Origin of the sequence: Nocardioides psychrotolerans, from assembly GCF_943371775.1 — a bacterium.
GTDB lineage: Bacteria > Actinomycetota > Actinomycetes > Propionibacteriales > Nocardioidaceae > Nocardioides > Nocardioides psychrotolerans_A.
On sequence record NZ_CALRWD010000111.1, the window covers coordinates 1 to 11,199 of the forward strand.

Consider the following 11,199-nt stretch of genomic DNA (forward strand, 5'->3'; position numbering starts at 1 on the left):
CCGAGGAGCTCGGGCGGGTCGACGATGAAGCCTTGGTCACTCGGTGTCCGAGCCCTCGGCGGGGGCGTCGCCCTCACCGTCGGTCTCCTCGACCACGGGGATCAGCGAGAGCTTGCCGCGGTCGTCGACCTCGGCGATCTCGACCTGGACCTTCTGGCCCACGGACAGGACGTCCTCGACGGCCTCGACGCGCTTGCCGCCGGCCAGGCCACGCAGCTTGCTGATGTGCAACAGGCCGTCCTTGCCGGGCATGAGCGAGACGAAGGCACCGAAGTTGGTCGTCTTGACGACCGTGCCGAGGTAGCGCTCGCCGACCTCGGGCATGGTCGGGTTGGCGATCGCATTGACGGCCTGGCGGGCAGCCTCGGCCGCCTCGCCGTTGGTGGCACCGATGTAGATGGTGCCGTCGTCCTCGATCGACAGCGACGCGCCGGTGTCGTCCTGGATCTGGTTGATGACCTTGCCCTTCGGGCCGATGACCTCGCCGATCTTGTCGACGGGGATGCGGACCGTGATGATGCGCGGCGCGTGGACCGACATCTCCTCGGGGACGCTGATCTCCTCGTTCATGACCGCGAGGATCGCCGTGCGGGCGTCCTTGGCCTGGTTGAGGGCAGCGGCGAGGACCTCGGCGGGGATGCCGTCGAGCTTGGTGTCGAGCTGGAGCGCGGTCACGAACTCCGGGGTGCCGGCGACCTTGAAGTCCATGTCGCCCATCGCGTCCTCGGCGCCGAGGATGTCGGTCAGCGCGACGTACTCGGTCTTGCCGTCGACCTCACCGGAGATGAGACCCATCGCGATGCCGGCGACGGGGGCCCGGAGCGGGACACCGGCCTGCAGCAGCGACAGGGTCGAGGCGCAGACCGAGCCCATCGAGGTGGAGCCGTTGGAGCCCATGGCCTCGGAGAGCTGGCGGATCGCGTAGGGGAACTCCTCGCGGGTGGGGAGCACGGGGAGCAGCGCGCGGCGCGCGAGCGCACCGTGGCCGACCTCGCGGCGCTTGGGCGAGCCCACGCGACCGGTCTCGCCGGTGGAGAACGGCGGGAAGATGTACTTGTGCATGTAGCGGCGCGACTTCTCCGGGGAGAGCGTGTCGAGCTTCTGCTCCAGCGTCAGCATGTTGAGCGTGGTGACACCCAGGATCTGGGTCTCGCCGCGCTCGAAGAGCGCCGAGCCGTGGACGCGCGGGATGACGCCGACCTCGGCGTGCAGCGCGCGGATGTCGGCCAGGCCGCGACCGTCCATGCGGACCTTGTCGCGCAGGACGCGCTCGCGCATGAGGGACTTCGTGACCGACTTGAACGCGGCCCCGATCTCCTTCTCGCGACCCTCGAACTGGGACCCGAGCTGGTCGAGCAGCGACGCCTTGACGGTGTCGAGCGCGGCCTCGCGCTCGAGCTTGTCGGCGATGACGAGCGCTGCGCCGGCACCAGCGGAGGCGGCTGCGGAGACGGCGTCGTAGACGTCGTCCTCGTAGTCGAGGAAGACCGGGAAGTCCTGGACCGGCTTGGCGGCGGTCTTGGCCAGCTCGGCCTGGGCCTCGCACAGCTGCTTGATGAAGGGCTTGGCGGCGTCGAGGCCACCGGCCACGACCTCCTCGGTGGGAGCCTGCACGCCGTTCTGGACCAGGGTCCAGGTCTGCTCGGTGGCCTCGGCCTCGACCATCATGATCGCGACGTCGCCGGTGTCGGTGACACGGCCGGCGACGACCATGTCGAAGACGGCGTTCTCGAGCTGGCTGTGGCTCGGGAAGGCGACCCACTGGCCCTCGATCAGGGCGACGCGCACGCCGCCGACGGGGCCGGAGAAGGGCAGGCCGGAGAGCTGCGTGGAGAGCGACGCGGCGTTGATCGCCAGCACGTCGTAGGGGGCGTCGGGGTTGAGCGCCATGACCGTGATGACGACCTGGACCTCGTTGCGCAGACCCTTCTTGAAGGTCGGGCGCAGCGGGCGGTCGATCAGGCGGCAGGTGAGGATCGCGTCCTCGCCGGGACGACCCTCGCTGCGGAAGAACGAGCCGGGGATCTGGCCCGCGGCGTACATCCGCTCCTCGACGTCGATCGTCAGGGGGAAGAAGTCGAAGTGGTCCTTGGGGTGCTTGCCGGCCGTGGTGGCCGAGAGCAGCATCGTGTCGTCGTCGAGGTAGGCGGTCACCGAACCGGCGGCCTGGCGGGCGAGGAGCCCGGTCTCGAACTTGACGGTGCGCTTGCCGAACTTGCCGTTGTCGAGAACGGTCTCGACGGCGGAGATGACGGGTTCAGTCACGTTGATCCTTCTGTTCGCGGTGCGATCCGCGACTCCCGCGCACATGTCCCGCCAATGGTGGGGGACGGTGGCCGATCTTCGATCGAGACCCGCAGCAGCCCGTCGTGCGAGGTGGGCTCCTGAAGATCACTACCGAGGACCGGGCCTGCGGTGGCGCGGATCGCATCTGTGATGGTGTTCAGTTCTCGGGTCTCGCGACCCGGTGTCTCACGGCCTCAATCTAGTGGCCTGCGATGCGACGAAGGGACCCACCAGACGGTGAGTCCCTTCGACGGTGTCAGCGGCGCAGGCCGAGGCGCTCGACGATCGAGCGGTAGCGCTCGATCTCGGTCTTGCGCAGGTAGTTGAGCAGGCGGCGGCGCTGACCGACGAGCAGCAGCAGACCACGACGGCTGTGGTGGTCGTGCTTGTGCGTCTTGAGGTGCTCGGTCAGGTGGCTGATCCGGAAGGACAGCAGTGCGATCTGCACCTCGGGCGAACCGGTGTCGCCCTCGGTCGTGGCGTACTCCGCCATGATCTTCTTCTTGGTGGCAGCGTCAGTTCCGATGGACATGCGACTCCTTCTGGTTCACTCGTTGCGCGGCGCGCCGGGGCCTGTTCACCCGGGCACTCTCGATCCGCGGCCGTTGTACGGCGGTTGACTCAGTGCTGATGTCGCCCGTGGGCAACCGAGGAAGCGTATCGCGGGGCCCGACCAGCCCCAAATGCGCGGAGCGGGGTGATCGACGGCACCGGTGGTGGCACGATGCGGGGCGTGGGCCTCCTGACGCACTCCCCCGTCCCTGACGACTTCACCGGCACCCGGCTGGGGGTGTGCAACCTCTGCGAGGCCATCTGTGGCATCGAGCTGACCATCGAGAGCGGCGAGGTCACCTCGATCCGCGGCAACGACGCCGACCCGCTCTCCCGTGGCTACATCTGTCCCAAGGGTGTGTCGATGGCCGACGTCTACACCGACCCCGACCGCCTCAAGCGGCCGATCCGTCGCGTCACGGACGACGCGGGTGCGACCACGTGGGTCGAGATGGAGTGGGACGAGGCCTACGACCTGGTCGCGGACCGGCTCGCTGCGACGATCACCGAGCACGGTCGCGACGCGGTCGGCGTCTACCTCGGCAACCCCAGCGCCCACTCGCTCGGCTCCCAGACCCACGGCACCGCGCTGGTGAAGTCGTTGCGCACCCGCAACCGCTTCAGCGCGTCGTCGGTGGACCAGATCCCCCACCAGCTCGTCTCCTGGCAGCTCTACGGCCACCAGCTGATGATCCCCGTGCCCGACCTCGACCGCACGTCCTACTTCCTGGTCGTCGGCGCCAACCCGATGGCCTCCAACGGCTCGCTGATGACCGTGCCCGACTTCCCCACCCGGGTCCGCGAGCTCAAGGCCCGTGGCGGGCAGATGGTCGTCCTCGACCCGCGACGGACCGAGACCGCGAAGGTCGCCACGGCGCACCACTTCGTGCGCCCCGGCACCGACGCCGTGGTGCTGCTCGCGATGCTGAACGTCCTCTTCGCCGAGGGGCTCACCACGCCCCCGTCGTACGTCGACGGCGTCGACCGGGTCCGCGAGCTGGTCGCGACCTTCACGCCCGAGGGCGCCGAGGCGCACAGCGGCGTGCCTGCCGACGTGATCCGGCAGGTGGCGCGCGACTTCGCCGGCGCCGACGCTGCTGCCGCCTACGGGCGGCTCGGGGTCTCGACCCAGGGTTTCGGGTCGGTCTGCCAGTGGGCCATCCAGTGCCTCAACGTGCTCACCGGCAACCTCGACCGCCCGGGCGGCGTGATGTTCCCCGAGCCGGCGATCGACATCGTGGGCCGCCGGATCATCGGCCAGGGCCACTTCGACGTCTGGCGCAGCCGGGTGCGCGACAGCCCGGAGTTCGCCGGCGAGCTGCCGGTCTCGGTGCTGCGCGAGGAGATCGAGACCGAGGGTGAGGGCCAGGTGCGGGCGATGGTGACGATGGCCGGCAACCCGGTGCTGTCGACGCCGGACGGCAAGAGCCTGGCGCGGGCCCTCGAGAGCATCGACTTCATGGTGTCGATCGACATCTACCTCAACGAGACGACGCGCCACGCCGACGTGATCCTGCCGCCGACGTCGGCGCTCGAGCGCGACCAGTACGACCTGGTCTTCCACAACTTCGCCGTCCGCAACACCGCCCGCTTCACCCCGGCCGTCTTCGCCAAGGGCAAGGACCAGCGCCACGACTGGCAGATCTTCGGAGCCCTCGCGTCGCGGCTCCAGGCCCGTCTGGGCACCACGCTGCCGCTCAAGGCCCGCCTGACCTCGTGGGCACGGATGACCGCGTCGCCCGCGGTCGTCGTGACGGGCCTGCTGCTGACCGGCAAGAAGGTCTCGATGCGTCAGCTGCGCGCGCGCCCCGAGGGCGTCGACCTCGGGCCCCTGCAGCCGACGATGCCGGGTCGCCTGCAGACGAAGGACAAGCGGATCGACCTCGCCTCCCCCTTGCTGGTCGGCGACCTCGACCGGCTGCACGCCTCGCTCGCCGGCGCCCCCGCTCCGGGCACGGACGAGCTGCTGCTCATCGGGCGCCGGCACAAGCAGGACTGCAACTCCTGGCTGCACAACACCGCCCGCCTGACCCGGGGCAAGCCGCGCCACCACCTGCTCATGCACCCTGCCGACCTGGCCGCGCGTGGCCTGACCGACGGTGGTCGCGTCACCGTGACCTCGCGCGTCGGCTCCGTCGAGGTCGAGGCCACCGGGGTCGACGACATGATGCCGGGGGTCGTGTCACTCCCCCACGGCTACGGCCACCAGGTCGACGGCACCCGCCTCGGCCACGCCAGCCGGGTCGCCGGGGTGTCGATCAACGACCTGACCGATCCCGACGAGCTCGACCTCTCCGGCAACGCCGCGTTCAACGGAGTGCCGGTGACGGTCTCAGCCGCCCAGTAGGGCCAGCACGGCGGCGCGGCCGGCGGCCGGGTCCTCGGCTCCGAGGGCAGCCTCGGCGACGTCCTCGCACTGCTCGGAGGTGGTCGTGGCCAGCCGCGCCCCCACCGGGCGTACGGCGGCCGCGGCCATCGACAGCGACGTCACGCCCATGCCGACCAGCGCGCACGCGAGCAACGGGTCGGCCGCGGCCTCACCGCAGACGCCCACGGGCTTGCCGGCCTGCTTGCCGGCCTCGGCGGTGATCGCGATCAGCTGGAGCACGGCCGGCTGCCACGGGTCGGTCAGGTGGGCCAGGTCGGTGGCCATGCGGTCGGCAGCCATCGTGTACTGCGTGAGGTCGTTGGTGCCGATCGAGAGGAAGTCGACCTCGGCGAGCATCCGCGGCGCCAGCAGCGCGGCCGACGGCACCTCGACCATGACGCCGGCCTTGAGCCCGCGACCACGCACGGCGGCCGCGAACCCACGGGCCTCCGCGACGGTGGCGACCATCGGGGCCATGACCCAGGTCTCGGTGCCGGTGCGCTCGGCAGCGATCGCGATGGCGTCGAGCTGCCGCTCGAGGAGCCCGGGGTTGCTGAAGGACAGGCGTAGGCCCCGGACGCCGAGCGCGGGGTTCTCCTCGCCCTCGTGGGTCGCGAAGGCCACCGGCTTGTCGCTGCCGGCGTCGAGGGTGCGGACCACGACGTACTGCGAGCCCGCGAACGGCGCGAGCACGGCGGCGTAGATGTCGGCCTGCTCCTCCACCGTGGGCTCCTCGACGCGGTTGAGGAAGCACAGCTCGGTGCGGAAGAGGCCGACGCCCTCGACCGGCGCCTGGGCCGAGGAGGCCGAGGACTCCCCGTCCGCGACGTTGGCGAGGAGCTTGACGGGCATGCCGTCGGCGGTGGCACCGGGGCCGACCCAGGACGACAGCGCCGAGCGCGTCTCGACGTCCTGCGCCACCAGCCGCTCGGCCTCCGCGGCGTCGGGACGCAGCCGCACCGAGCCGGAGGTGCCGTCGACCAGCAGCGGCGTCCCGGCGTCGATGCTCAGCGCACCGGCCGCGCCGACCACGCACGGGATGCCCAGCTGCCGCGCGATGATCGCGGTGTGGCTCGTCGGGCCCCCGCGCTCCGTGACCAGCGCCAGGACGACGGCCGGGTCGAGACCGGCGGTGTCGGCCGGGGCGAGGTCCTCCGCGACGACCACGGAGGGCCGCTCGGGCGTCGGCACCCCGGGCTCGGCCTCCCCGACCAGGCGGGCGACGAGGCGGCGCTCGATGTCACGCAGGTCGGTGGCCCGCTCGGCCATCAGCCCGCCCATCGAGGTGAAGATCGTGACGAACTGCTCCGCGGCCTCGTTGACCGCCGTCAACAGGTCGTCGCCCTTGCGCAGCGCCTTGCGCACGGCGCTGCGCAGGCCCTTGTCCCGGGCGAGGCCGGCGCTGGCGGTGAGCACCTCCGCAGCCGCGCCGGACGCGACCTCGGCCTTGGCCGCGAAGCCGGCGGCGACGGCCTCGACCGCCGCGTCGTAGGCGGCCAGGGCGGCATCCTCGTCGGCGAAGCCGCCGTCCCCGAAGCGGGCCACGGCCTCGGCCGGGATCTCCGTGCGGATGACGAGCGCCGGCCCGAAGGCGAGGCCGGGGACGACAGGGGTGCCCTGCAGCGAGCCCGGGGCGTCCTGCGTGGACGGGGTGACAGCGGCGGAGTCGGTGACCATGGTCACAAGTTAACCTGCTCGCCCTCTTGACAGTCAACAGATTCGGGCGTAAAACAACATATACAAAGAAAGTGATGGAGGCCACAGACTCATGAGCATGTATGCCGAGGAACGCCAGCAGGCGATCGCGCAGCTCGTCACCGCCCGCGGCCGACTCTCGGTCAACGCGCTGGCCGAGGAGTACGACGTCACCACGGAGACCGTACGCCGCGACCTCACCGCACTGGAACGTCTCGGCCTGGTCCATCGTGTCCACGGCGGCGCCGTCCCCGCCGGCGCCCTGGCCTCGATCGAGGCCGGTCTGGTCGAGCGGGAGTCCGCCAACACCGAGGCGAAGGACCGCATCGCCCGCGCCGCGATCGACCTGCTCCCCCCTGCGGGAGGCACGGTGCTCTTCGACGCGGGGTCCACGACGGTCCGGATCGCCGCGGCCCTGCCCCGCGAGCACCGCCTGGTCGCCGTGACCCACTCGGTGTCGGTCGCCTCGCGGCTCATGACCTTCCCCCAGGTCGAGCTGCACCTGCTCCCCGGCCGCGTCCGCGCCACCACCCAGGCAGCCGTCGGACCCGACACCATCGCGGCGCTCCACGACCTGCGCGCGGACGTGCTCTTCCTCGGCACCAACGGCATCACCGCCGGCTACGGGCTGACCACGCCCGACCGGGACGAGGCTGCCACCAAGCGGGCTCTGGTCGCGGCGTCGCGACGCGTCGTGCTGGTGGCCGACTCGAGCAAGATCGGGCCGGAGCTCGCCGTACGCTTCGCGACGCTCGAGGACGTCGACACGCTCGTCACCGACGACGCCATCTCCGACGAGGACCTCCACGACCTGCGTGAGGCCGGCCTCGAGGTCGTGGTCGCATGATCGTCACCCTCACCCCCAACCCCAGCATCGACCGCACGGTCGCCCTGGCCGGCACGCTGGCCCGGGGCTCGGTGCAGCGCGCCGACTCCATGACCTCCCAGGCGGGGGGCAAGGGCATCAACATCTCCCGCGCCGCGGTCAGCGCCGACGTGCCCACCCTGGCGGTGCTGCCCGCGGCCGACGACGACCCGTTCGTCCTGGAGCTCACCGCCGCCCACATCCCGAGCCTGGCGGTGGCCCCCGCGGGCCCGGTGCGCGTCAACATCACGATCAGCGAGCCCGACGGCACCACCACCAAGCTCAACAGCCCGGGCCCGGTCGTGACGGCCGACGACCTCGCGGTGCTGGCCGACGCGGTCGCCCGACGGGCCGTCGAGGCCGACTGGGTGGTGCTGGCCGGCTCGCTGCCGCCCGGGGCGCCCGACGAGTGGTACGCCGACCTGGTCGCCACCCTGCGAGGCCTCGGGGCACGGGTGGCCGTCGACACGAGCGACGCCCCGCTGCGGGCGCTCGTCGACCGCCTCGCCAAGGGTGCGCCGCACCTGATGAAGCCCAACGGCGAGGAGCTCGCCTCCTTCACTGGCGCCGATCCCGTCGCCCTGGAGGCGGACCCCGTGGCCGCGGCCCGCGCTGCCCAGCAGCTGGTGACCTCCGGCGTCGACGAGGTCCTGGTGACGCTCGGCCCGCACGGCGCCGTGCTGGTCACCGCCGATGGCGCCTGGCACGCCACCCCGCCGCCCACGACCGTCGTCAGCACCGTCGGTGCCGGCGATTCCAGCCTCTTCGGCTACCTCCTCGGGGACCTGCGCCAGCAGGACCCCGCCCACCGCCTTGCCCTCGCCGTCGCCTACGGCAGTGCAGCAGCCGGGTTGCCCGGCACGACCATCCCTCGACCCTCGCAGGTCCGCGCCGATCTGGTGCAGGTCCGCGAGGTCAACCTCACCCTAGGAGGGTGTCAGTGAACGCCTTGATCACGACCGACCTGGTCCGGCTCGACGCCGACCTGGGCTCTGAGAAGCACGAGGTGATCCGCGCGCTCGCCGGTGTGGTCGCCCAGGCCGACCGCGCGCTCGACGTGGAGGCGCTCGTCGCCGACGCGTTCGCCCGCGAGGCCAAGTCCCCCACGGGGCTCAAGGACGGCATCGCCATCCCCCACTGCCGCACCACCGGCGTGGACGTCCCGACCCTGGCCTTCGCCCGCCTCGCGCCGAAGGTCGACTTCGGCGCCAAGGACGGCCCGGCCGACCTGGTGTTCCTGATCGCGGCCCCCGAGGGTGGCGACAACACGCACCTCCAGATCCTCACCAAGCTCGCCCGAGCCCTGGTGAAGGCGGAGTTCACCGACGGCCTGCGCGCCGCGGAGACCCCCGAGGACGTCATCGACCTGGTGACGCGCGTCGTCGACGCACCGGCCAAGCCCCAGGCGGCGCCCGCGCCCGCCGCGGCCGCCGTGGCCGCCGCTCCGGTGTCGTCCACCAGCGCCGAGACCGCACCCGAGGCACCCGCAGCGGCACCGGGCCGCCGTCGTTCGCTGGTCGCCGTCACGGCGTGCCCGACCGGCATCGCCCACACCTACATGGCCGCCGAGGCCCTCGAGGCCGCCGCCGAGCGCGCCGGGGTCGACATCGAGGTCGAGACCCAGGGCTCGGCCGGCTCCACGCCGCTGGCCCCCGGCACCATCGCCGCCGCCGACGCCGTCATCTTCGCCGTCGACGTGGGCGTCCGCGACCGCGGCCGCTTCGCCGGCAAGCCCGTCGTCTCCTCGGGCGTCAAGCGCCCGATCGACGACGGCGACACGATGATCGCCGAGGCGCTGCGCTACGCCGACGACCCGGGCGCCCCGCGCGTCGAGGGCAGCGTCACGGCCGGCGAGACCGGCGCCGGAGCCAACGAGACGTGGGGAGGTCGCACCCGTCGGGTGCTGATGACCGGCGTCTCCTACATGATCCCCTTCGTCGCGGCGGGCGGTCTCCTGATCGCTCTCGGCTTCCTGCTCGGCGGTTACGAGATCGTCGGCCCCTACGGCGAGATCGCGGTCAACAACACCGTCTTCGACCTGCCCGACCCGCAGGCCCTCGGCCTCGACCACGCGCTGTTCGGCTCTGGCCTGATGGCCTACTTCGGGGCACTGTTCTTCATCATCGGCAAGACGGCCTTCGCCCTCTTCATCCCGGCCTTCGCCGGCTACATCGCCTACGCGATCGCCGATCGCCCCGGCATCGCGCCCGGCTTCGTGATGGGTGGTCTCGCCGCCAACCTCTTCGGCGTGACCTCCGCCGAGGGCGTCGCGCTCCCCGCGACCGGCTTCCTCGGGGCCATCGCCGGCGGTGTGCTCGCTGGCGTCATCGCCCACTGGATCGCGAGCTGGAAGGTCCCGACCTGGGCGCGTGGCCTGATGCCCGTGCTGGTCATCCCGCTGCTCACCTCGATCATCGCCGGCCTGCTGATGATCGTCGTCCTGGGCAAGCCCATCAGCTGGGTCATGGAGCAGCTCAGCGACGGCCTCAACTCGATGACCGGCAGCAGCGCGATCCTCCTCGGCGTGATCCTCGGCCTGATGATGGCCTTCGACATGGGTGGGCCCCTCAACAAGGTCGCCTACAGCTTCGCTGCGGTCGGTGTCGGCGGGGCGTCCCTCGCAGCGGACGCACCCGAGCTGAAGATCATGGCCTCGGTGATGCTCGCCGGCATGGTGCCGCCCATCGCGCTGGCCCTGGCCACCGTCGTCCGCCCCGGCCTCTTCAACGTCGCCGAGCGCGAGAACGGCAAGGCCGGCTGGCTCCTCGGGGCCTCCTTCATCACCGAGGGCGCCATCCCGTTCGCGGCTGCCGACCCGCTGCGGGTCATCCCGTCGATCATGCTCGGCAGCGCCGTGACCGGGGGCCTCTCCCAGGCCTTCGACGTCAGCGTCCGGGCACCTCACGGCGGCATCTTCGTGCTGTTCGCCGTCGACGGCGTGCTCGGCTTCCTGATCGCCCTCGTGGCGGGCGTCCTCGTCGGTGCCGCCGCAGTCATCGCCCTGAAGTCCGTCGGATCCCGCGAGGTCGACCCCGCTACCGTCTGAGCGACCCGGCCCGTCCACCCGTCATCACCCCAGCCACCTCACCACCGCCACAGCCCCAACCGAAGGAGCACCATGCCCACCAAGTCCGTCGTCGTCGGCTCTGCCGTCGGCCTGCACGCCCGTCCCGCCGCGATCATCTCCGAGGCCGCCGACGAGCTCGACTCGGAGGTCCTGATCGGGATCCCCGGCGACGAGGCCGTCGACGCCAGCTCCGCGCTGCTGATCATGACCCTGGGCGCCGGCCCGGGCGACACCGTCGAGGTGTCGGGTGACGTCGAGGCCGACGTCGACGTGATCGTCGCCCTGGTCGAGAAGGACCTCGACGCCTGAGGTGAGACGCCGAGTCGGCGCAATGTTGCAGTCGTGTGTGCAACATCGCGCCGACTC

The 11,199-nt window shown here is 71.6% G+C and carries 8 protein-coding genes; 5 read left to right on the top strand and 3 right to left on the bottom strand.

Going from position 1 to position 11,199, the window contains the following annotated elements:
• Positions 1–36 precede the first annotated feature (36 nt).
• Positions 37–2,265: a polyribonucleotide nucleotidyltransferase gene (locus AAG827_RS20940; protein ID WP_341928147.1), complete on the bottom strand. Its 2,229-nt coding sequence runs from the start codon at positions 2,263–2,265 to the stop codon at positions 37–39.
• A gap of 277 nt (positions 2,266–2,542) precedes the next feature.
• On the bottom strand, positions 2,543–2,818 hold the full coding sequence (rpsO, locus tag AAG827_RS20945) for a 30S ribosomal protein S15 (RefSeq protein ID WP_341928148.1): 276 nt from the start codon (positions 2,816–2,818) through the stop codon (positions 2,543–2,545).
• A gap of 201 nt (positions 2,819–3,019) precedes the next feature.
• Between rpsO and AAG827_RS20950 the strand changes: the two genes are divergently transcribed.
• Positions 3,020–5,185 carry a molybdopterin-dependent oxidoreductase gene (locus AAG827_RS20950; RefSeq protein WP_341928149.1) on the top strand — a complete coding sequence of 722 codons (2,166 nt, stop codon included), beginning with the start codon at positions 3,020–3,022 and terminating at the stop codon, positions 5,183–5,185.
• On the opposite strand, the gene ptsP is transcribed toward AAG827_RS20950, so the two are convergent.
• Positions 5,171–6,883: a phosphoenolpyruvate--protein phosphotransferase gene (ptsP, locus tag AAG827_RS20955; protein ID WP_341928150.1), complete on the bottom strand. Its 1,713-nt coding sequence runs from the start codon at positions 6,881–6,883 to the stop codon at positions 5,171–5,173. The genes AAG827_RS20950 and ptsP overlap by 15 nt on opposite strands.
• Positions 6,884–6,980: 97 nt before the next feature.
• Between ptsP and AAG827_RS20960 the strand changes: the two genes are divergently transcribed.
• From AAG827_RS20960 to AAG827_RS20975, 4 genes are all read left to right on the top strand, one after another.
• Positions 6,981–7,748: a DeoR/GlpR family DNA-binding transcription regulator gene (locus tag AAG827_RS20960; protein ID WP_341928151.1), complete on the top strand. Its 768-nt coding sequence runs from the start codon at positions 6,981–6,983 to the stop codon at positions 7,746–7,748.
• On the top strand, positions 7,745–8,710 hold the full coding sequence (locus AAG827_RS20965; protein ID WP_341928152.1) for a 1-phosphofructokinase family hexose kinase: 966 nt from the start codon (positions 7,745–7,747) through the stop codon (positions 8,708–8,710). The genes AAG827_RS20960 and AAG827_RS20965 overlap by 4 nt, the downstream gene beginning before the upstream one ends.
• The gene (locus tag AAG827_RS20970) at positions 8,707–10,812 is read left to right on the top strand and encodes a fructose-specific PTS transporter subunit EIIC (RefSeq protein WP_341928153.1); all 2,106 of its coding nucleotides are present in this window, start codon (positions 8,707–8,709) and stop codon (positions 10,810–10,812) included. The genes AAG827_RS20965 and AAG827_RS20970 overlap by 4 nt, the downstream gene beginning before the upstream one ends.
• 72 nt (positions 10,813–10,884) lie before the next feature.
• Positions 10,885–11,142 carry an HPr family phosphocarrier protein gene (locus AAG827_RS20975; RefSeq protein ID WP_341928154.1) on the top strand — a complete coding sequence of 86 codons (258 nt, stop codon included), beginning with the start codon at positions 10,885–10,887 and terminating at the stop codon, positions 11,140–11,142.
• Positions 11,143–11,199 lie beyond the last annotated feature (57 nt).

Bases quoted from the DNA above. Each gene is read 5' to 3' on its own strand.
- rpsO (WP_341928148.1), bottom strand. From the start codon at position 2,818: ATGTCCATCGGAACTGACGCTGCCACCAAGAAGAAGATCATGGCGGAG.
- ptsP (WP_341928150.1), bottom strand. From the start codon at position 6,883: ATGGTCACCGACTCCGCCGCTGTCACCCCGTCCACGCAGGACGCCCCG.
- AAG827_RS20965 (WP_341928152.1), top strand. From the start codon at position 7,745: ATGATCGTCACCCTCACCCCCAACCCCAGCATCGACCGCACGGTCGCC.
- AAG827_RS20975 (WP_341928154.1), top strand. From the start codon at position 10,885: ATGCCCACCAAGTCCGTCGTCGTCGGCTCTGCCGTCGGCCTGCACGCC.
- AAG827_RS20960 (WP_341928151.1), top strand. From the start codon at position 6,981: ATGTATGCCGAGGAACGCCAGCAGGCGATCGCGCAGCTCGTCACCGCC.